The organism is Streptomyces gilvus (genome assembly GCF_022513565.1).
Classification (GTDB): Bacteria; Actinomycetota; Actinomycetes; order Streptomycetales; family Streptomycetaceae; genus Streptomyces; species Streptomyces gilvus.
In genome coordinates this window covers 60,298-80,286 of sequence record NZ_JAKWBE010000008.1, presented here as the reverse complement: position 1 = coordinate 80,286, position 19,989 = coordinate 60,298, and the positions used below count along the sequence as shown (strand labels likewise).

At 73.8% G+C, this 19,989-nt stretch carries 16 protein-coding genes and 1 riboswitch; of the genes, 1 reads left to right on the top strand and 15 read right to left on the bottom strand.

Translation table 11 applies throughout. The features are described 5' to 3' along the window. Nucleotides 1-3: 3 nt before the first annotated feature. Genes cobC through cobM form a run of 6 tightly spaced genes read right to left on the bottom strand, consistent with a single transcriptional unit; the run spans nucleotide 4 to nucleotide 6,324 of the window. On the bottom strand, nucleotides 4-1,062 hold the full coding sequence (gene cobC, locus MKW14_RS14760; protein ID WP_240862997.1) for an Rv2231c family histidinol phosphate aminotransferase CobC: 1,059 nt from the start codon (nucleotides 1,060-1,062) through the stop codon (nucleotides 4-6). Further along, the gene (locus tag MKW14_RS14755; protein WP_240862996.1) at nucleotides 1,052-1,972 is read right to left on the bottom strand and encodes a sirohydrochlorin chelatase; all 921 of its coding nucleotides are present in this window, start codon (nucleotides 1,970-1,972) and stop codon (nucleotides 1,052-1,054) included. Before MKW14_RS14755 ends, cobC begins: the two co-directional genes overlap by 11 nt. Continuing rightward, nucleotides 1,969-2,559 (bottom strand): precorrin-8X methylmutase, encoded by a 591-nt coding sequence (locus MKW14_RS14750; RefSeq protein WP_240863185.1) that lies wholly within the window; start codon nucleotides 2,557-2,559, stop codon nucleotides 1,969-1,971. The genes MKW14_RS14755 and MKW14_RS14750 overlap by 4 nt, the downstream gene beginning before the upstream one ends. A 20-nt stretch (nucleotides 2,560-2,579) precedes the next feature. Beyond that, nucleotides 2,580-4,271, bottom strand: a complete 1,692-nt coding sequence (cobJ, locus tag MKW14_RS14745) for a precorrin-3B C(17)-methyltransferase (RefSeq protein WP_240862995.1) — start codon at nucleotides 4,269-4,271, stop codon at nucleotides 2,580-2,582. Next, nucleotides 4,268-5,509, bottom strand: a complete 1,242-nt coding sequence (gene cbiE, locus MKW14_RS14740; protein WP_240862994.1) for a precorrin-6y C5,15-methyltransferase (decarboxylating) subunit CbiE — start codon at nucleotides 5,507-5,509, stop codon at nucleotides 4,268-4,270. The genes cobJ and cbiE overlap by 4 nt, the downstream gene beginning before the upstream one ends. Beyond that, a complete protein-coding gene (cobM, locus tag MKW14_RS14735; protein WP_240862993.1) occupies nucleotides 5,506-6,324 on the bottom strand; it encodes a precorrin-4 C(11)-methyltransferase in 819 nt (272 codons plus the stop codon). The genes cbiE and cobM overlap by 4 nt, the downstream gene beginning before the upstream one ends. Nucleotides 6,325-6,419: 95 nt before the next feature. Here cobM and MKW14_RS14730 point away from each other — a divergent pair, with 95 nt between their 5' ends. After that, on the top strand, nucleotides 6,420-7,148 hold the full coding sequence (locus MKW14_RS14730; protein ID WP_240862992.1) for a ZIP family metal transporter: 729 nt from the start codon (nucleotides 6,420-6,422) through the stop codon (nucleotides 7,146-7,148). A gap of 20 nt (nucleotides 7,149-7,168) precedes the next feature. Here the strand turns inward: MKW14_RS14730 and cobI are convergent, their stop codons facing one another. The 9 genes from cobI to MKW14_RS14685 all read right to left on the bottom strand — a co-directional run bounded on the left by cobI (nucleotide 7,169) and on the right by MKW14_RS14685 (nucleotide 19,953). After that, the gene (gene cobI / locus MKW14_RS14725) at nucleotides 7,169-7,921 is read right to left on the bottom strand and encodes a precorrin-2 C(20)-methyltransferase (RefSeq protein WP_240862991.1); all 753 of its coding nucleotides are present in this window, start codon (nucleotides 7,919-7,921) and stop codon (nucleotides 7,169-7,171) included. Further along, a complete protein-coding gene (locus MKW14_RS14720) occupies nucleotides 7,918-9,387 on the bottom strand; it encodes a cobyrinic acid a,c-diamide synthase CobB (protein ID WP_374116568.1) in 1,470 nt (489 codons plus the stop codon). Before MKW14_RS14720 ends, cobI begins: the two co-directional genes overlap by 4 nt. After that, complete coding sequence (gene cobO, locus MKW14_RS14715) at nucleotides 9,384-9,983, bottom strand: cob(I)yrinic acid a,c-diamide adenosyltransferase (RefSeq protein WP_240862989.1); 600 nt, start codon at nucleotides 9,981-9,983, stop codon at nucleotides 9,384-9,386. Before cobO ends, MKW14_RS14720 begins: the two co-directional genes overlap by 4 nt. Next, entirely contained in the window at nucleotides 9,983-11,968 is a 1,986-nt protein-coding gene (locus tag MKW14_RS14710; protein ID WP_240862988.1) for a putative cobaltochelatase, read from the bottom strand. Before MKW14_RS14710 ends, cobO begins: the two co-directional genes overlap by 1 nt. Next, the gene (cobN, locus tag MKW14_RS14705; RefSeq protein ID WP_240862987.1) at nucleotides 11,965-15,618 is read right to left on the bottom strand and encodes a cobaltochelatase subunit CobN; all 3,654 of its coding nucleotides are present in this window, start codon (nucleotides 15,616-15,618) and stop codon (nucleotides 11,965-11,967) included. The genes MKW14_RS14710 and cobN overlap by 4 nt, the downstream gene beginning before the upstream one ends. Continuing rightward, nucleotides 15,615-17,123: a cobyric acid synthase gene (locus MKW14_RS14700; protein ID WP_240862986.1), complete on the bottom strand. Its 1,509-nt coding sequence runs from the start codon at nucleotides 17,121-17,123 to the stop codon at nucleotides 15,615-15,617. Before MKW14_RS14700 ends, cobN begins: the two co-directional genes overlap by 4 nt. Then, nucleotides 17,120-18,061, bottom strand: coding sequence for a cobalamin biosynthesis protein (locus MKW14_RS14695; RefSeq protein WP_240862984.1), 942 nt, complete (start codon nucleotides 18,059-18,061; stop codon nucleotides 17,120-17,122). The genes MKW14_RS14700 and MKW14_RS14695 overlap by 4 nt, the downstream gene beginning before the upstream one ends. A gap of 122 nt (nucleotides 18,062-18,183) precedes the next feature. Beyond that, nucleotides 18,184-18,323: riboswitch (cobalamin riboswitch) on the bottom strand. A gap of 126 nt (nucleotides 18,324-18,449) precedes the next feature. Continuing rightward, a complete protein-coding gene (locus tag MKW14_RS14690) occupies nucleotides 18,450-18,677 on the bottom strand; it encodes a hypothetical protein (RefSeq protein ID WP_133048219.1) in 228 nt (75 codons plus the stop codon). Between the two features lie 34 nt (nucleotides 18,678-18,711). Then, a complete protein-coding gene (locus MKW14_RS14685; protein ID WP_240862982.1) occupies nucleotides 18,712-19,953 on the bottom strand; it encodes an inorganic phosphate transporter in 1,242 nt (413 codons plus the stop codon). Nucleotides 19,954-19,989: the final 36 nt, after the last annotated feature.

Below are 19,989 nucleotides of genomic sequence, written 5' to 3'. Positions count from 1 at the left end.
GGATCAGGCCCTGGCCAGCGTCATCGCCCGATCCAGCGCCTGCAGGAACCCGTTCACCGTCCCCCGGTCCCGCACCGCCAGCCGCAGCCACTCCTCGCCCAGCCCCGGAAAGGTGTCACCGCGCCGCACCGCGAACCCCAGGTCGCGCAGGTGCCGGCGCACGGCGGCGGCCCGGGGCAGCCGGACGAGGACGAAGGGGCCCTCGGCGGGCTCGACGACCCGCAGCCCGTCCGGGGCGAACGCGCCGAGCCCGGCGACCAGATGGGCCCGGTCGGCGGCGACGCGGTGCGCCGCGTGGGCGGCCTCCGCCAGCGCCCTCGGGGCAACACAGGCCTCGGCGGCGGCCAGCGCCGGCGTGGACACCGGCCACAGCGGCTGGGCGCGCTCCAGTTCGGCCACGGTCTCCGGGGCGGCGAGGACGTACCCGACGCGCAGCCCGGCCAGACCCCAGGTCTTGGTCAGGCTGCGCAGGACGACGAGTCCGGGCACGTCGGTCCGCCCGGCCAGCGCCTCGCGCTCACCCGGCACCGCGTCCATGAAGGCCTCGTCGACCACCAACGTCCGCCCGGGGCGGGCGAGTCGGGCGATCGTGTCGGCCGGATGCAGCACCGACGTCGGATTGGTCGGGTTGCCGATCACCACTAGGTCCGCGTCCTCGGGAACCGCCTCCGGACCGAGCCGGAAGCCGTCCTCCTCCCGCAGCAGCACCCGGTCCACGGTGTGCCCGGCGTCCCGCAGCGCCGCCTCCGGCTCGGTGAACTGCGGATGCACCACGACCGGTTGACGCACCTTCAGCGCACGGGCGAGCAGGACGAAGGCCTCCGCGGCCCCCGCCGTCAGCAGCACCCGCTCCACCGGCAACCCGTGCCGCGCCGCCACCGCCGCCCGGGCCGCCCGCCCGTCGGGGTAGGCGGCCAGCGACCCCAGCGAGCCCGCGATCAGCTCCCGGAGCCACACCGGGGGCGTGTCCGCGCGGACGTTCACCGCCAGGTCGACGAGCGCGGCCCCGTCGTCACGCACCTCGGCGTCGCCGTGGTGCCGCAGGTCGTGTTCAGTGGGCATGCGCGTGTCCGCCGTGGTGGTGCCCGTGGTGGTGATGGTGGCCGTCGTCGTCGGGGTGGAAGTGCGGCTGCTGCGCCAGCCCCACCTTGTCCTCGAAGCCCGGCAGCGCGATGCGGTAGACGCACGAGTCGCAGTTCATCCGCAGATCGCCCTTGACGGCCTCCTGGTACCGCTCCATCACCAGGTCCAGCAGCTCCGGCTCGGGCCCGATGACCTCGGCGGACCGCACCTCGATCTCCGGGTGCGCGCCCGCCCACTCCCCGGTCTGCTCCTTCACCCGGTCCGGCAGGATGCCGGTGAACAGGAAGTACGGCAGGACGACGATCCGCCGCGCGCCCAGTTTCCGGCACCTCTCCAATCCGCTCGGCACGTCCGGCGCCGCGAGCGACACGAACGCCGTCTCCACCCCGGCGTACCCGCGTCCCTCCCACAGCAGCCGCGCCGCCTTGTGCACCTCGGCGTTGGCGTCCGGGTCGGTCGAGCCGCGCCCGACCAGCAGCACGGTCACATCGGCCCGGTCCTCGGGGCCGCCGGCGCCGAGCACCTCGTCGAGCCGGCGTTCCAGCACCGCCAGCAGCGAGGGGTGCGGGCCCAGCGGGCGGCCGTAGGTGTACGAGATCCCCGGGTGCCGTTCCTTCTCGCGGGACAGCGCGGCCGGGATGTCGCCCTTGGCGTGTCCGGCGGACACCAGCATCAGCGGGACGGCCGCGAACCGCCGTACCCCCCGCTCCACCAGCTCGGCCACCGCCTCGCCCAGCGGCGGCGGGGACAGCTCGATGAAGCCGCCCGCGACGGGCAGCTCGGGGTGACGGCGGCCGAGCTCCCGCACGAAGTCGCGGAACGCCTCGGCCCCGGCCTCGTCCCGGGTGCCGTGACCGGCGATGAGCAGGGCGGGCGGCGGGGTGGTCACGTTGTCTCCTCGGACGGTGAAGTGGGGTGGTACAGCAGGGCGTTGAGGGCGGCGGAGGCCACCGCCGAACCGCCCTTCTCGGACACGTTGCTCACGGCGGGCAGCCCGCTCCCCCGCAGCGCGGCCTTGGACTCGACCGCGCCGACGAAGCCGACGGGCAGGCCGATGACGAGCACCGGGTCCACGTCCAGGGTCAGCAACTCCTCCAGCGCGGTGGGGGCGTTGCCGATCACCCAGAGGGCGCCCGGACCGACCTGCTCGTACGCGAGCCGGATCGCGTGCGCCGAACGGGTCAGCCCGGGACCGGCCTTGGCGTCCCGGAGCCGGCAGACGGTCTCGCGCCGGGTGATCCCGGCGGCCACCATCTCGACGTCGACCACGACCGGCGCCCCGGCGTGCAGCGCCGTGTGCGCCTTCGCCAACTCGCCCTCGTCCATGACGAGATCGGTCGCGTAGTCGAGGTCGGCGGCGGAGTGGACGACCCGCTCCACCACGGCCCGGGTCAGCGGCGGGAAGTGCGAGGTGTCCAGCCGGGCGCGCAGGCGGCGGTAGGACTCCTCCTCGATGGGGTGGACGACGCGGTTCAACCGCCCCGTGACGGAGTCGCTCATGACGCGGCCTCCTGCCAGCGGTAGCCGCGGGGCGTGACCATGCGCCCCGCGATGTCGCGGGTCGCGGTGTTGCCCACGGTCACGACGGTCATCATGTCGACCGTCGCCGGATCCAGCGCGGCCAGCGTCGTCAGCCGACTGGACTCGTCGGGCCGCGAGGCGTTGCGTACGACACCGACCGGCGTCGTCGGCTCGCGGTGTTCGGCGAGGATCGCGAGCGCCTTGGGCAGCTGCCAGTCCCGGCCCCGGGAGCGGGGGTTGTAGAAGGTGACCACGAGGTCCGCCTCGGCGGCGGCCCGTACCCGGCGCTCGATGACCTCCCACGGGGTGTGCAGGTCGGAGAGGCTGATCGACACGTGGTCGTGGCCGAGCGGCGCCCCGAGGATCGCCCCGGCCGCCAGCGCCGCCGTCACGCCCGGCACGCCGATCACGTCGATGTCGTCGGACGCCTCGGCGAGTGCGGGCGAGGCCATGGCGTAGACGCCCGCGTCCCCGCTGCCGATCAGCGCGACGGCCAGTCCCTTGCCCGCCTCGGCCACCGCGGTCCGCGCCCGCTCCTCCTCGGCCCCGAGCCCCGACTCCAGGATCCGGGTGCCGGGGCGCAGCAGGTCGCGGATCTGGTCGACGTACTGGTCGAGCCCGACGAGCACGGAGGCCCGCCGCAGCTCGGCCTTGGCGCGCGGGGTGAGCAGGTCGCGGGCGCCGGGACCGAGCCCGACCACCGCGAGCCGGCCGCGCGCGGGACGTCGTACGACCGCGCAGGTCGCCATGGAGGCGTGCCCGTCCGCCCGCGCCGACTTCCGCTTGGGGACGAGGAGTTCACCGCCTCCGGCGAGCGCGGCGGCCTCGGCGACGGACGGGGTGCCGACGGCTGCGAGGGGCGCGTCGGAGGGGTTGGGGACCTCGACCGCGGCCAGCTCCTCGGCGGAGCGGGTCACCAGGGGCACACCGAGCCGTTCCGCTGCCCGCACGATGCCGGGTTCCGCGGACTTGGCGTCGACGGTGGCGAGTTCGGCGACGGACCGCACGGACAGTCCCGCGTCCCGCAACGCCTCCTGGATCAGCTCCAGCACCTCCTCGACGGGCGCGCCCTTCGAGGCGCCGACACCGACGACGAGGGACGGAGGCCGCAACAGCACCTCGTGCTCGGCGGGTTGGACAGCGCGGTCGGTGACCCGGATGACGTGGGACCCCTCGGCGGCCACCGGCAGGGGCGGCAGCGGCCAGCTCACCTCGGTGTCCAGGACGACCGGTTCGCCGTCGAGGAGCGCACGGGAGACAGCCGCCACGGCGCCCTCAACGGGCAGCCCCAGCGTGTCCAGGCCCGCCAGGCCGGTGGCGTCCGTCGCCGTCGTCACCACGGGCTGGGCGCCCAGCAACTCGCCCACCTCGGCGGCGAGTTCGTTGGCCCCGCCCCCGTGCCCGCCGACCAGCGACACGGCGAACCGCCCGCCCTCGTCGACGCAGACCACACCCGGGTCGGTCGTCTTGTCGCCCAGCAGCGGCGCCAGGAGCCGTACCACCGCCCCCGTGGCGAGAAAGCACACGAGCTGCTCGCACTCCGCGAACGCGGCCCGCACGGCGTCCCCGACGGGACCCTCGTACACGCGGGTACGGTCCGGCCACGCGGCGGCCAGCCGGTCCCGCGCAGCCGTCCCCGCCGCGGTGGCGGAAATGAGGCCGATCACTGAGCGACTCCTTCACGACAGACGGGAGTTCTGACTCCCCACAACAGGAAAACGGGATTGGTCGCCGCCAGCCGGGTCACGTCACCGGGCAGCGGCGCGAGCCGGGAGGACTGCAGCAGCACGCCGTCGCAGTCGAACCCGGCGCCGGTGAGGGCCTCACGGGCGGCGGGTACGCGGTCCAGGGCGGCCATCGCCACCACGACCGTCCGCCGGGCGCGGCGCGCGCAGGCGGCGACGATGGCGGGCAGCTCACGCCCACCGCCGCCGACGAACACGGCGTCGGGGTCGTCGAGTCCGTCCAGCGCGGCGGGCGCCGATCCGTGCACGACCCGTACGTCCACGCCGTGCGCGGCGGCGTTGGCGCGGATCCGCTCGACGCCGTCCGGGGACTTCTCGACCGCGGTGACGGCGGCGCCGAACCGGGCGCACTCGACGGCCACGGAGCCGGAGCCCGCGCCGACGTCCCAGACCAGCTCGCCGAGCCGGGGCCCGAGCCGGGCCAGCGCGAGGGCCCGCACCTCGAACTTGGTGATCATGGAGTCACGGTGCGCGAACTCGTCCTCGGAAAGCGCCCAGCGAGCGGGACCGGCGTCCGCCCCCGCGACCGTACGCACACCGCCGAGCACCCGCGTCTCGTCGAGACACAGCACGACACTGACGTCCGTCCCCCAGTCCCGGCCGACGGCCTCGGCGGGCGTGACCCGCTCGACGCGCTCCCCGGCGGCACCGAGCGCGGAGGCGACGAACAGCACCCGGGCGTCCGCCCCGAGAGCGGCTCCGAGTTCGGCGGGCCCACTGCCCGGACCCGTCAGCACCGCCACCTTCGGATGGGCCCGGCACGTGTTGACCGCGGTGCGCAGGTCCCGGCCGTGGGCGCTGACCACCACCGCGTCGTCCCACGGCAGCCCGGCCCGGGCGAAGGCGGCGGCGACGGAGGACACCCCAGGGCGTACGTCCAGCCGGTCCGCTCCGAAGCGTTCCGCCAGCACCCGCACGATCCCGAAGAACCCGGGGTCCCCGGAGGCCAGCACGACGACGCGGCCCTCCTTCTCCAGGTGCCGCTCGACGACGTCCAGGGCGGGTGCCAGCGGGCCCAGGACGACCTGCTCGGCGTCGGGAGGGACCGGGGCCGCGTCGAGATGCCGCCGGCCGCCCACGACCAGCCGGGCCCCGTCCAGCACGTCGTGGGGAAGCGGCGCCCCCGTCCCCGTACCGACGACCGTGATCGGGCCGCTCACGTACTCGCCCCCCGTTCGCGCAGCGCCCTGCGGGCCTCCGGGTCGGCCTTGCGGTACCCGTGGAAGTGGCCGGGGTGGTACAGGTGCGAGCGCGTGCCCTCGGCGTCCAGCGCCGGGCCGACGAGGAAGAGGGTGTGCTTCCAGAGCTTGTGCTCCTTGACCGTCTCCTCCAGCGTGCCGATCGTGCACCGCACCAGCAGCTCCTCCGGCCACGTCGCCTGGTAGGCGACCACGACCGGGGTGGAGGTGGGATAGCCGCCCTCCAGCAGCTCCCGCACCAGCTGCCCGCTGCGGGCCGCCGACAGGAAGACGGCCATGGTCGTGCCGTGGCGGGCGAACTCCCGCACCTCCTCGCCGGGCGGCATCGGCGTCTTGCCGCCGCCGAGCCGGGTGAGGATCACGGACTGCGCCACCTCGGGGATGGTCAGCTCGCGCCGGGCGAGCGCGGCGACGGCGGAGAACGCGGAGACGCCCGGGACGACCTCGGTCGCGATGCCGACGTCCGCGCACCGGTCGAGCTGCTCCTGCGTGCCGCCCCACAGGGCCGGGTCGCCGGAGTGGATCCGGGCGACGCGCAGCCCCTCGGCGTGCGCGCGCTCGTAGACGGCGACGACGTCCTCCAGCGACATGGTCGCCGAGTCGAGGATCTCCGCGTCCTCGCGCGCGTGTTCGAGGACCTCCGCCTGGACCAGGCTCGCCGCCCAGATCACGACGTCGGCCTCGGCGATGGCGCGCGCGGCACGGAACGTCAGCAGATCGGCGGCGCCGGGGCCGGCACCGACGAAGGTCACCTTGCCGGTGGGGGCATCGGCCATGGAAATCGGGTCCTCTCTGTACAAAAGTGTCACGGGTGCCGTCGGCGCGGCCGTCCGATGTGCGCGAACGGCCGTTGATCGGATAACAAGTCCCCATGGCGGTCTTCGTCGCGCTCGGCGCGTTCCTGATGACGCTGGCCGGTGGCTGGACGGCACAGCGGGTGACCGACCGGCGTCACCTGGTCCTGGGCCTGGCCGGCGGACTGATGCTCGGGGTGGTCGGCCTCGATCTGCTGCCGGAGGCGCTGAAGGCGGCCGGGGACGAGGTCTTCGGCGTGCCCGCGGCGCTGCTGCTCTTCGTGGCCGGCTTCCTCCTCGCCCATCTCGTGGAGCGCACCCTCGCCGCCCGGCAGGCCTCGCACGGCGGTGAGGAGCACTCCCACCGGGCTCCCGAGGTGGGGCTGACGGCGGCCGCGGCGATGGTCGGTCACAGCGCGATGGACGGCGTGGCGATCGGCGCGGCCTTCCAGGTCGGCGGCGGCATGGGCGCGGCGGTCGCCCTGGCCGTGGTCGCCCACGACTTCGCGGACGGCTTCAACACGTACACGATCACCAGCCTGTACGGGAACGCCCGCCGCAAGGCGCTGACCATGCTGTTCGCGGACGCGGCGGCCCCGGTGATCGGCGCCGCCTCCACGGCGTTCGTCACCATCCCGGAGGGCCTGCTCGGCGGCTATCTCGGTCTCTTCGGCGGCGTACTGCTCTATCTCGCGGCCGCCGAGATCCTCCCCGAGGCCCACCACGAACACCCCGCCCGCTCGACCCTGCTGTTCACGGTCGCGGGCGCGCTGTTCATCTGGCTGGTGGTGGGCCTGGCCGGCTGAGCCGGGCCATGCGGGGACGGTCACAGCTTGCCGCCCCGCCCGCCGCCGCGCCGCGCGGGCGCGATGAGCGTGGAGAGGTACGGCAGCGGGGCCCCGTCGAGCTCGGCGGCCGGCCGGATGGACTCGCTCTCCAGCCCGAGCGCCGACCCCCACACCGCGTCGCCGAGCCGCCCGGTCTCCCGCAGGGCCTCGGCGACCTCGCCCGCCTGCCGCCCGAACTTGTAGGCGACGACCGTCCCGGGCCCGTTCAGCGCGTCCTTGAGCACGGCGGACCCGGCGGTGACGGGGACGAGGGTGAGCGGTTCGGTGCCCTCGGTCAGCACGGCCCCGGAGCGCGCCGCGAGCTCCTGCATGGCGGTGATGCCGGGCACGGTCTCGACGACGGTCCCCGGCACGAGCTCGGCGATGGTCTGCGCGAGATAGGTGAACGTCGAGTACACGTTCGGGTCGCCGATGGTGGCGAAGGCGACGACGGAGTGCGCGGTGAGCAGGGCGGCGACCCGCGCCCCGGCCGCGTCCCAGGCGGCCTCCCGCCGCTGACGGTCACTGCGCTCGTTCAGCGCGAACACGACCCGGACGACCTTCTCCTCGGGCACGTAGTGCAGCACGGTCGCCTCGGCCCGGCCCGGCTCGCCGCCGTCCTTCCCGTCGGGCGCCGCCATCACGGGCACGACGACGACATCGGCGGCGCGCAGCGCGTTGACGCCCTTGACGGTGACGAGTTCCGGATCGCCGGGTCCCACTCCGACCCCGATCAGCCTGCTGTTGCTCATGACGTCCGGCACCTCTCCACGAACCGACGGGCGACACCGGGCTCGGACGCCCAGTGCGTGTGCAGATAACTCGCGTGCACACCTTGCTGTACGAAGCCTTCGACCCGCCTGCCGGCGGCGCGCACGCCCCACGCGGGAGCCGCCCCCGCCCCCGGCTCGACGACGGTCCGATGGAACTCGTGCCCCCGCATCCGCGTCCCGGCGGGCGCGAGCGCGCTGTCGCTGACGGCGACGGCGTCCCGGTAGCCGAGCGTCAGTCGCTCGGACATACGGGCGTCGGCGTCGATCACCCCGCACATCGGCCGCCCGTCCAGCTCACGGCAGAGATACAGCAGTCCGGCGCACTCGGCGGCGACGGGGGCACCGCTCTCGGCGAGCGCCGCGACGGCCTTGCGCAGGGGCTCGTTGGCGGACAGCTCGGCGGCGTACACCTCGGGAAACCCGCCGCCGATCACCAACCCGGCGGTCCCGTCGGGCAGTTGCTCGTCGCGCAGCGGATCGAAGACCACGACCTCGGCTCCGGCGGCGGCGAGCAGCTCGGCGTGCTCGGCGTAGGAGAAGGTGAAAGCACGTCCGCCGGCAACGGCAACCGTCAGCCCGTCTGGGGGAGTCTGAGGACGAGGCCCGGAGGGCCGATGGGGGTCCAGGGGGCGGAGTCCCCTGGGCGGGGCCGAAGGGGCGGCAGCTCCTGGAGGTGGGACGGGAAGGGGCGGCGGGGGCGAGGAGACCAGGGCCTCAGCCGGATCCCATGCCGCACAGGACAACGCACCCGCCCCCCGGGCCAGGTCCAGCAACCCCTCCAGATCACACCCGGCAGCCACCTGCGCCGCCATCGCCGCCACGGCGTCCACGGCGGCGGCCTGCCGCTCGGCTACCGGCACCAGGCCCAGATGCCGGGACGGCGTGTCCACCTGCGGAGCCCGCCGCAGGACGCCCAGCACCGGCACCCCGGCCGCCTCCAGCGCCTCCCGCAGCAGCTCCTCGTGCCGGTCCGACGCCACCTTGTTCAGGATCACGCCCCCGACCCGTACCTCGGGGTCCCAGGAGGCGAACCCGTGCACCAGCGCCGCCACCGACCGGGACTGCGAGGACGCGTCCACGACCAGCACCACCGGCGCCCGCAGCAGCTTGGCGACCTGGGCCGTGGACGCCAGCTCGCCCTCGCCCGCAGCCCCGTCGTACATCCCCATCACCCCCTCGACGACGGCGAGTTCGCACCCGCGCGCCCCGTGCGCGAACAGCGGACCGATCAACTCCGGCCCGCACAGGTACGCGTCGAGGTTCCGTCCCACCCGCCCGGTGGCGAGCGCGTGGTACCCGGGGTCGATGTAGTCCGGTCCGACCTTGTGCGGGGACACGGCGAGCCCCCGCGCGGTGAACGCGGCCATCAGCCCCGTGGCGACGGTGGTCTTGCCGCTGCCGGAGGACGGCGCGGCGACGACCAGCCGTGGGACGGACGAGGTCACCACTCGATGCCCCTCTGCCCCTTCTGTCCGACGTCCATCGGATGCTTCACCTTGGACATGTCGGTCACCAGGTCCGCGAACTCGACTAGCTTCTCGGGCGCGTTGCGTCCGGTGATCACGACATGCTGGGTCCCGGGCCGGTTCCGCAGCACCTCCACGACCTCGTCGGTGTCCACCCACCCCCAGTGCATCGGGTAGGCGAACTCGTCGAGCACGTACAGCTTGTAGGTCTCGGCGGCCAGGTCCCGCTTGACCTGCTCCCAGCCCTCCCGGGCCTTCTCCTCGTTGTCCAGCTGCTCGTCGCGCTGCACCCACGACCAGCCCTCGCCCATCTTGTGCCAGTCGACGCTGCCGCCCTCACCGGAGGCGCCCAGCACCCGCAGCGCGTTCTCCTCGCCGACCTTCCACTTGGCGGACTTGACGAACTGGAACACCCCGATCGGCCACCCCTGGTTCCAGGCCCGCAGCGCGAGCCCGAACGCGGCGGTGGACTTGCCCTTCCCGATCCCGGTGTGCACGACCACCAGCGGACGGTTACGGCGCTGACGGGTCGTCAGTCCGTCGTCCGGTACGACACTCGGCTGCCCCTGCGGCATTACGCGGCCCTCCTCTGTACGTCCTTCACCAGCCCGGCGATGGAGTCCGCCCGCAACTCGTCGAGCGTCACCGCCGTACCGCCCAGCTCACCGGCGAGCTGCCCCGCCAGCCCCAGCCGCACGGGCCCCGACTCGCAGTCGACGACGACCGAGGCGACCGACTCGGCCGCGAACAGCCGGGCCGCACGCCCGGCGAGCGCCACGGGTTCGGGACCCCCGGTGGCCCGTCCGTCCGTCACCACGACCACGAGCGGCCGTCGCGCGGGATCCCGCAGCCGCTCCACCCGCAGCACGTCATGCGCCTTGAGCAGCCCCGCGGCGAGCGGCGTCCGCCCGCCCGTCGGCAGCGACTCCAGCCGGGCCGCGGCCGCGTCGACGGACGACGTCGGCGGCAGCGCCACCTCCGCCGCCGCGCCCCGGAAGGTCACCAGCCCCACCTTGTCCCGCCGCTGATAGGCGTCCAGCAGCAGCGACAGGACGGCGCCCTTCACGGCGCTCATCCGCTGCCGCGCCGCCATCGACCCGGAGGCGTCGACCACGAACAGCACGAGGTTGCCCTCGCGCCCCTCCCGCGTCGCCTGCCGCAGATCGTCCCGCCGCACGACCAGCCCTGGCCCGGAGCGTCCCCGCGCCCGCTGATGCGGCGCCGCGGCCTGCACGGTCGCCGCCAGATGCAGCTTGGTGAGCGTGCCCCTGGGCCGCCTGGCACCCGTCGTGCGCCCGTGCTCGGTCCGCGCCCGGGAACGCCGGCCCGCCGCGCCCTCGCCGATCCCGGGCACACTCAGCACCTTGGTCCGGAAGGGCTCGGCGGCCCGTACGGCGGACTGCTCACCGGCGCCGGAGGCCTGCGGTTCGCCGTCCTCCCCGGCCTCCGGGCGCGCGCCCGTGTCCCCGCCACCCTGGGGGCCCTCGTCGGGCGTCGGCTGCCCGCCGCCCCCGCCGGGTCCGTCGCCGTCGGGTTCCGGGTCGTCGTCCTCGGCGTACTGCTCCAGCGTCTCGTCGAGCTTGTCCTCGTCGAGGCCCGGCGCGTCGAAGGGGTTGCGTCGGCGCCGGTGGGGCAGCGCGAGCAGGGCCGCCTGCCGTACGTCCTCGGCGAGCACCTCGGTCCGTCCCGCCCAGGCGGCCAGTGCGGTCGCCGTGCGGGCCATCACGATGTCGGCCCGCATGCCGTCCACCTCGAAGGCCGCGCAGGTCGCCGCGATCTGCCGCAGCGCCCCGTCGCCCAACCGCACCGACGGCAACAACTCGCGGGCGGCGACGATCCGTTGCCGTACGGCCGCCTCCTCGTCCGCCCAACGGGCCGCGAACCCGGCCGGATCGTCGTCGTAGGCCAGCCTGCGCCGTACGACCTCCACCCGCTGGTCGGGCTCGCGCGAGGCGGCCACCTCCACCGTCAGGCCGAACCGGTCCAGCAACTGCGGCCGCAGCTCGCCCTCTTCGGGGTTCATGGTGCCGACGAGCAGGAACCGGGCCGCGTGGCGCACGGACACACCCTCGCGCTCGACGTAGGAGGCGCCCATCGCGGCCGCGTCCAGCAGCAGGTCGACCAGATGGTCGTGGAGGAGGTTGACCTCGTCGACGTACAGGATCCCGCGGTGGGCGTCGGCCAGCAGGCCCGGCTCGAAGGCCTTCACGCCCTCTGCCAGCGCCCGCTCGATGTCCAGGGCGCCCACCAGCCGGTCCTCGGAGGCGCCCACCGGCAGCTCGACCATCCGCGCCGGGCGCGTCTCGAACGCCCCCGGCTCGTGCGGGCCGTCCGGGCAGGCCGGGTCGGGGGAGTCGGGGTCGCAGGAGAAACGGCAGCCCGAGACCACGTTCAGCTGCGGCATGAGCGCCGAAAGGGCCCTGACCGCAGTGGACTTGGCGGTGCCCTTCTCGCCGCGCACCAGCACACCGCCGACCGCCGGGGAGACGGCGTTCAGCAGCAGCGCCAGGCGCAAATCGTCCTGGCCGACGACCGCCGTAAAGGGGAAGGGGGTGGTCACTGGTCGCCCTCCAAGTCGCCTTCCAGCTCCAGGTACGTGGCGCGCAGCCGCTCCAGGGTCTCCGCGTCCGGCTCGGCCCACAGTCCGCGTTCGGCGGCTTCGAGGAGCCGCTCGGTGATGCCGCGCAGCGCCCACGGGTTGGACTTCTTCATGAACTCCCGGTTCTCCGGGGCGAAGACGTACTCGGCGCTGAGCTTCTCGTACATCCAGTCGTCGACGACCCCGGCCGTGGCGTCGTAGCCGAAGAGGTAGTCCACGGTCGCCGCCATCTCGAAGGCGCCCTTGTAGCCGTGGCGCCGCATGGCCGCCATCCAGCGGGGGTTGACCACCCGGGCGCGGAAGACGCGGTGGGTCTCCTCGCCGAGCGTGCGGGTCCTCACCTGGTCCGGGGTGGCGGAGTCGCCGACGTACGCCTCGGGGGAGGCGCCGGTCAGATGGCGCACCATGGCGACCATGCCGCCGTGGTACTGGAAGTAGTCGTCGGCGTCGACGAGGTCGTGCTCCCGGGTGTCGACGTTCTTGGCGGCCACGGCGATCCGCTTGAACGCCGTCTCCATGTCCCCGCGCGCGGCCCGCCCGTCGAGCCCGCGCCCGTAGGCGTAACCGCCCCACACCGCGTACACCTCGGCGAGGTCGGCGTCCGAGCGCCAGTTGCGGGCGTCGATCAGCGGCAGCAGCCCGGCGCCGTACGCGCCCGGCTTGGAGCCGAAGATACGGGCCGTGGCCCGGCGCCGGTCACCGTGCTCGGCGGTGTCGGCGTCGGCGTGGGCCTTCACGAAGTTGCGGTCGGCGGGCTCGTCCAGCTCGGCCACCTTCCGGACCGCGTCGTCGATCAGCCCGACCACATGCGGGAACGCGTCCCGGAAGAAGCCGGAGATGCGGACCGTGACGTCGATGCGGGGCCGGCCCAGCTCCGCCGGGGGGATCACCTCGAACCCCGTGACCCGGCGCGAGGCGTCGTCCCACACGGGTCGGCAGCCCAGCAGCGCCAGGATCTCGGCGATGTCGTCGCCCTGCGTCCGCATGGCGGAGGTGCCCCACACCGTGAGGCCCACCGACTTCGGGTACGCGCCGGTGTCCTGCAGATAGCGCTGCACGAGGGAGTCGGCGAGCGACTGGCCGACCTCCCAACTCAGCCTGGACGGAATGGCCTTGGGGTCGACCGAGTAGAAGTTGCGGCCGGTCGGCAGGACGTTGACCAGACCGCGGGTGGGGGAGCCGGACGGGCCCGCGGGGACGTAACCGCCCTCCAGCGCCCTGAGGATGTGCCCGATCTCGTCGGTGGTCTGCGCGAGCCGCGGTACCACCTCGGTGCAGGCGAACTCCAGCACCGCGACCGCGTCCGGGAGCTCGGTGCCGAGGACGTCACGGACGAGAGCGGGGACGGCGCCCGCTTCCCAGCCCCGCGCCTCCATGCCCTCCGCGACCCGCCGGCACAGCTGCTCCAGCAGGTCCACGGCGTCGGCGGCCGTGCGGGAGGGGCCCTCGACCAGATCCGTCAGCTCCACCGGCACCTTCACCGGTGCTCCGGGCTCGGCCAGCAACTCCTTCTCCACCAGCCCGAAATGAGCGGCCAGCGCGGCCCGGAGCCCCGGCAGCGCGTCGGCCTTTCCGCCCCACACCTGCGAGGCGCGCAGCACGGCGAGCACCAGGTTCACGCGCGGCTCCCCGACCGGACCGCCGCCGAGGATGTGCAGACCGTCCCTGATCTGCACATCCTTGATCTCGCACAGATAGCCGTCGATGTGCATGACGAACTCGTCGAACGCCTCGTCGTCCGGCTGCTCGTCGACGTGCAGGTCGTGGTGCAGCTCGGCCGCCTTGACCAGCGTCCAGATCTGCGCGCGCACCGCCGGTGCCTTGGTGGGGTCCAGGTCGGAGACGAGCGCGTACTCGTCGAGCAGCTGCTCCAGTTTCGCCAGGTCGCCGTAGGTGTCGGCGCGGGCCATCGGCGGCACCAGGTGGTCGACGACCGTGGCGTGGCCTCGCCGCTTGGCCTGGGTGCCCTCGCCGGGGTCGTTGACGATGAACGGGTAGACCAGCGGGAGTTCACCGAGCACGGCGTCCGGGGCGCAGCCGCCGCTCAGGCCGAGTCCCTTGCCCGGCAGCCACTCCATCGTGCCGTGCTTGCCCATGTGCACGATCGCGTCGGCGCCGAAACTGTTCTCCAGCCACCGGTAGGCCGCCATGTAGTGGTGCGAGGGCGGCATGTCGGGGTCGTGGTAGATCGCGATCGGGTTCTCGCCGAAGCCGCGCGGCGGCTGAATCATCACGACGACGTTCCCGAACCGCAGGGACGCGAGCACGATGTCGTCCCCGTCGACGTACAGCGAGCCCGGCGGCTCGCCCCACGCCTCCAGCATCCCGTCGCGCAGCTCCGGATCGAGCTTGTCGAACCAGGCCCGGTAGTCGGCGAGCGGCACGCGCGCGGGCGCGGCGGCCAGCTGCTCCTCGGTCAGCCACTCCACGTCGTGACCGCCGGCCTCGATGAGCCGGTGGATCAACTCGTCCCCGTTGTCGGGGTATTCGGTGAGCGCGTACCCGGCGTCCCGCAGCGCGTCCAGCACCCGCACCGCCGACGCGGGCGTGTCGAGCCCCACCGCGTTGCCGACGCGCGAGTGCTTCGTCGGGTAGGCGGTGAACACCAGCGCCAGCTTCTTCTCGGCGTTCGGCTTGTGCCTGAGCCGCGCGTGCCGTACGGCGATCCCGGCCACCCGCGCGGCCCGCTCGGGGTCTGCGACGTACACCGGGACGTCGTCGGGGCCCTGCTCCTTGAAGGAGAACGGCACGGTGATCAGACGGCCGTCGAACTCCGGGATCGCGACCTGCATCGCCGCGTCCATGGGAGAGAGGGCGGCGTCCGAGGCGTCCCAGGTCTCCCGCGAGGAGGTGAGGCAGAGCCCTTGCAGCACGGGCACGTTCAGGTCCGCGAGAGCCCCGACGTCCCACGCCTCCTCGTCGCCGCCCGCCGAGGCCTCTGAGGCGTGCGTGCCGCCGGCCGCCAACACGGTGGCGACCAGGGAGTCCGCCCCGGCGAGGATCTCGTACAGCCCCGCGTCCGCGCCGCGCAGCGAACCGCAGTACACGGGAAGGGCGTTGGCGCCCCGCGCCTCGATGGCCTGGCACAGGGTGTCCACGAACGCGGTGTTGCCGCTCAGTTCATGGGCCCGGTAGAAGAGCACGCCCACGGTCGGACGGCCGTCGACCCGGTCGTAGGAGCCGTGGACCCCGTACTCCGGCATCTTCCGCGGCTCGACGAACCCCTCGCCGGTCAGCAGCACGGTGTCCGAGAGGAACCGGGCGAGTTCGGTGAGGTTGTCGGGGCCGCCCTCGACGAGGTACTTCAGCGCCTCGGCCACCACACCCGCCGGCACGGACGACTCCGCCATCAACTCCGCGTCCGGCACGGCCTCCCCGCCGAGCAGCACGGTCGGGACGCCGGACGCCCTCAGCGCGGCGAGCCCGTCCTCCCACGCCCGTTTCCCGCCGAGCAGCCGTACGACGGCGATGTCGGCGCCGTCGAGCAGAGCGGGCAGTTCCTCGGCGACGTCGACACGCGTCGGGTTGCCGATCCGGTAGTCGGCGCCGGAGGCGGCCCGGGCCGCCAGCAGGTCCGTGTCGGCGGTCGACAACAACAACACTGTGCTCATGCGGGCGCTCCCGGTGGAATGAAAGGCAGTCCTTGCGGCGCGCCCGACTCGATGAGCCGCCACAGCGCGTCCGTGTCCGCGTGCTGTTCGATCAGGTCGCCGAGCCGGTCGAGCTGCTCCTCGCGCAGCGCGGCGAACGACGTGTCCTCGGCCGGCACGAAACGGCGGCCCGCGGCGGCCGCCACCTCGCGCAGAAAGGCCCGCCGGAAGCCGTCCGACTCCAGCGAACCGTGCCAGTGGGTGCCCCAGGTCTGGCCGACCCGGCAGCCGTCCAAGAAGGCTTCCCCACCGGTCACGTCGGCGACCCCGTGGTGGATCTCGTACCCCTCGACCCGCTCGCCGAGGGCCTCTCCCACGGGCCGGGTGAGCGTCTTCTCCCGGGCGAACCGGACGCGTACGGGCAGCACGCCGAGCCCGTCGACCGTGCCGGCCCGCGACTCGACCTCGTCCTCGATGCGCTCGCCGAGGATCTGGAAGCCGCCGCAGACGCCGAGGACGGGCCGCTGCTCGGCGGCCCTGCGCCGCAGCGCGTCCGCCAGGCCGCGCTCCCGCAGCCACTCCAGGGCCCGGACCGTGCCCCGGGTCCCCGGGATCACGACGAGATCGGCGTCGGCCAGCTCCTCCGGCCGGTCCACGAACCGCACCACGACCCCGGGTTCGGCGGCCAGGGCGTCCACGTCGGTGAAGTTCGACATGAGCGGGATCGCGCAGACGGCGACTCGCAGCACGTCCTCGCCGACGGGGGGCGCGGTGTTCGACTCCCGCACGGTCCCGCGCAGGGAGACCCGGAGCCCGTCCTCCTCGTCGATGCCGAGCCCGTGCCGGAAGGGCAGCACGCCGAACGTCCGCCGCCCGGTGAGCCCGTGCAGCATGTCGAGGCCGGGCTCCAGCAGGGAGACGTCCCCCCGGAACTTGTTCACCAGGAACCCGGCGACGAGCCGCTGGTCCTCCTCCGACAGCAGCGCCACCGTCCCGAAGAACGAGGCGAACACACCCCCGCGGTCGATGTCACCGACCACGAGGACGGGAAGCCCGGCGTTGCGGGCGATCCCCATGTTCACGATGTCGGTCCGGCGCAGATTGATCTCCGCGGGACTGCCGGCCCCCTCACAGATCACCGCGTCATACGTGCCCCGCAACTCGGCGAGACACTCCAGCACGGTCCCGAGGAGCTTCTGCTGCCGCCCGCCGTGATACCCCCGCGCGCTCAGCTCGCCCACCGGCTTGCCCATGAGCACGACCTGGCTGCTCTGTTCGCCCCCGGGCTTCAGCAGCACGGGATTCATCAGCGCCGTCGGCTCGATCCGGCACGCCTGCGCCTGCATGGCCTGCGCCCGCCCGATCTCGGCACCCTCGCGCGTCACGAAGGAGTTGAGCGACATGTTCTGCGCCTTGAAGGGAGCCACCTTGACCCCTTGGCGCACCAGCCACCGGCAGATCCCGGCGGTGACGACACTCTTGCCGGCGTCGGAGGTGGTGCCGGCGACGAGGAGACCCCCGCTCATGACGTACGTCCCTTCACCGACAGGCGCGCGGCGGCACTGACGCCGAGCGCGAGCAGACCGACGCGCCGGGAGAGCCGTACGGCCCGCTCGATGTCCGGTACGGCGACGGCGCGGCCGTGCGCGTTGAGCACGGGCCGGTGCTCGACCCGCCCGCCGTAGGAGAGGGGCCCGCCCAGGCGCACCCCGAGCGCTCCCGCGAACGAGGCCTCCACAGGACCGGCGTTGGGGCTCGGATGCTTCCCCGCGTCCGCCCGCCAGGCCCGTGCCGCCCCGCGCGGGTCGCCCCCCGCGACCGTCGCCAGGGCCGCCGTCAGCCGCGCCCCCGGCCAGCCGGCCACGTCGTCCAGCCGCGCGGAGGCCCACCCGTAGCGCCGGTACCGCGCCGACTTGTGCCCGACCATGGCGTCCAGCGTGTTGACGGCCCGGAACCCGAGCAGCCCCGGCACCCCGCCGACGGCCCCCCACACCAGCGCCCCGACCACCGCGTCCGAGGTGTTCTCGGCGACCGACTCCACCACGGCCCGGGCGATTCCGTCCGCGTCCAGCGCCTGCGGATCCCGCCCGCACAGATGCGGCAGCCGCTCCCGGGCACCCTCGACGTCACCCGCCTCCAGGGCCCGCCCGATGACCCGCGCCTCGCGCGCGAGCGAGCTGCCGCCGACAACCGCCCAGGTGGCGGCGGCGGTCAGCGCCACGGAAGCGGTACGGGACGGACGTACGACCTTCTCCGCCACGGCGCCCAGCGCCACGGCACCCCCGACGCACACGGCGGTGTGCAGCGCCCCCCACCCGCGGTGGTCCCGCCACAGCACCCGCTCCACGGCACCCGCGGCCCGTCCGAACGCGGCGACCGGGTGCCCCCGGCGCGGATCGCCGAGCAGCTGGTCACCGAGGAGCCCGGCGGCGGCGCCGTACGCGAAGACGCGACCGGCACGCATCGGCTCAGCCGGCCGTGGGGCGGGGAAGCGACCCGGGGCCCTTCCGAAGGATCCCGGTCCTGTACCTCAAACGGCAGGCGAGCATGGCTGTATGTCCTCACTCAGGGTGTCCGCGCCCTGGTTCGACGAGACCGGCGGTGGGAGTTCCTGGCTCCCGGGGCTACCTACCCCGGTGACAGTGGCGGGACCGCGCCGGACTCGCACCGGCTTCCTCCCTTGCCGCCGTACATGGCTCCGGCAGTCCACCACGCACCCGAACGGCAGTCAACTTGCCGTTGACCTGCGACGGGAGAGTGTGCTGAGGCCCACACGCGAGGAATCGCCGTGTTCACGGAAACGCGAGGTGCCGGGACGGATCACCGTCCCGGCACCAACTGCGGGAAAGGGCTCAGCCCTTGGCCATGATCAGGTTGATTCCGTACGCCACCGCCGCCGCGCAGCCCGCGAAGGCCACGTACGCTCCGGCCGTCGCGAGGGCCGCCGAGCCGCCCTGTGCGGTGGCCCGCTCGCGGTGCGACAGGCCCATGACGCCGAGGGTGAACAGGGCCACGAGTCCCACGGTGACCGCGAGGCTGACACCGAAGACGGAGCCCAAGGCCGACCAGTCGATCTTCATGCTGCTGCTTCCTTCGTTACCGGGTGGCCGGGGCTCAGACGGCGGCCGGCGGGGCCGCCGGCTCCGTGGTGGTGACCGGCGGCGCGGCGATCGTGGCCGTCAGGCCCTCCGTCACCGTGCCCGGGGGAGGAGGGGTGACCGCGGCGATCGCCGTGGTGACGACGCCGGCCGGCTCCTCGGTCTCGTTGACGTTCGACGCGTCGACGACCTCGCGGCGCGAGACCTTCCAGATCGCGGCGCTCGCGGCGACGAGGAAGACGGCGACGACGGCGGTGCCCCAGTCCCCGAGATCGGTCACGGACTCCGCGCCCGCGCCGACCAGGGCGGCGGCCGGCAGCGTCAGGACCCAGGCGACCAGCATCCGGGTCGCCGTCGACCAGCGCACCGCCCCGCCCTTGCGGCCGAGGCCCGCGCCCATCACCGAACCGGAGACGACGTGCGTGGTGGAGAGGGAGAAACCGAGGTGCGAGGAGGCCAGGATGGCCGTCGCCGCGCTGGTCTGGGCGGCGAAGCCCTGCCGGGGCTGAAGCTCGGTCAGGCCCTTGCCCATCGTGCGGATGATGCGCCAGCCGCCGATGTAGGTGCCGAGGGCGATGGCCAGACCCGCGGAGAGGATCACCCAGGTGGGCGGGTCGGAGTCGGGGGCGACGGCGCCGCCGGCGACCAGGGCGAGGGTGATGATGCCCATCGTCTTCTGCGCGTCGTTGGTGCCGTGGGCCAGCGAGACCAGGCCGGCCGAGGCGATCTGCCCGGCGCGGTAGCCCTTGTCGGCCGCCCTGCCGTCGGCCTTGCGGTCGAGGGCGTAGGAGAAGCGGGTCGCGAGCATCGCGGCGAGCCCGGCGACGACCGGGGCGGCGAGCGCGGGCAGCAGCACCTTGGTGACGAGCACGTCGCCGTGGACCGCGCCGAAGCCGGCCGAGGCGACGGTGGCGCCGATCAGACCGCCCATCAGGGCGTGCGAGGAACTGGAGGGCAGGCCCACCAGCCAGGTCACCAGGTTCCAGAGGATCGCGCCGACCAGGGCGGCGAAGATGACCTCGGGACGGATGCCGTTCTCATCGACGAGACCCTTGGAGATCGTGTTCGCGACCTCCACGGAGAGGAAGGCGCCAACAAGGTTGAGCACGGCGGACATGGCCACCGCGACCTTGGGCTTGAGTGCGCCGGTCGAGATGGTGGTGGCCATCGCGTTGGCGGTGTCGTGGAAACCGTTCGTGAAATCGAACGCGAGTGCGGTGATCACCACAATCGCGAGGATCAGCGAGAAGCTTTCCATTTACCCAGGCAATCGTTCGAAGTCATCGGTCGGTTG

Excerpts from the sequence above, each read along its gene's own strand:
- cobC (WP_240862997.1), bottom strand. The coding sequence starts at position 1,062 with ATGCCCACTGAACACGACCTGCGGCACCACGGCGACGCCGAGGTGCGT.
- MKW14_RS14730 (WP_240862992.1), top strand. The coding sequence starts at position 6,420 with ATGGCGGTCTTCGTCGCGCTCGGCGCGTTCCTGATGACGCTGGCCGGT.
- MKW14_RS14700 (WP_240862986.1), bottom strand. The coding sequence starts at position 17,123 with ATGAGCGGGGGTCTCCTCGTCGCCGGCACCACCTCCGACGCCGGCAAG.
- cobM (WP_240862993.1), bottom strand. The coding sequence starts at position 6,324 with ATGGCCGATGCCCCCACCGGCAAGGTGACCTTCGTCGGTGCCGGCCCC.
- cobI (WP_240862991.1), bottom strand. The coding sequence starts at position 7,921 with ATGAGCAACAGCAGGCTGATCGGGGTCGGAGTGGGACCCGGCGATCCG.
- cobN (WP_240862987.1), bottom strand. The coding sequence starts at position 15,618 with ATGAGCACAGTGTTGTTGTTGTCGACCGCCGACACGGACCTGCTGGCG.
- MKW14_RS14685 (WP_240862982.1), bottom strand. The coding sequence starts at position 19,953 with ATGGAAAGCTTCTCGCTGATCCTCGCGATTGTGGTGATCACCGCACTC.
- cobO (WP_240862989.1), bottom strand. The coding sequence starts at position 9,983 with ATGCCGCAGGGGCAGCCGAGTGTCGTACCGGACGACGGACTGACGACC.
- MKW14_RS14695 (WP_240862984.1), bottom strand. The coding sequence starts at position 18,061 with ATGCGTGCCGGTCGCGTCTTCGCGTACGGCGCCGCCGCCGGGCTCCTC.
- MKW14_RS14690 (WP_133048219.1), bottom strand. The coding sequence starts at position 18,677 with ATGAAGATCGACTGGTCGGCCTTGGGCTCCGTCTTCGGTGTCAGCCTC.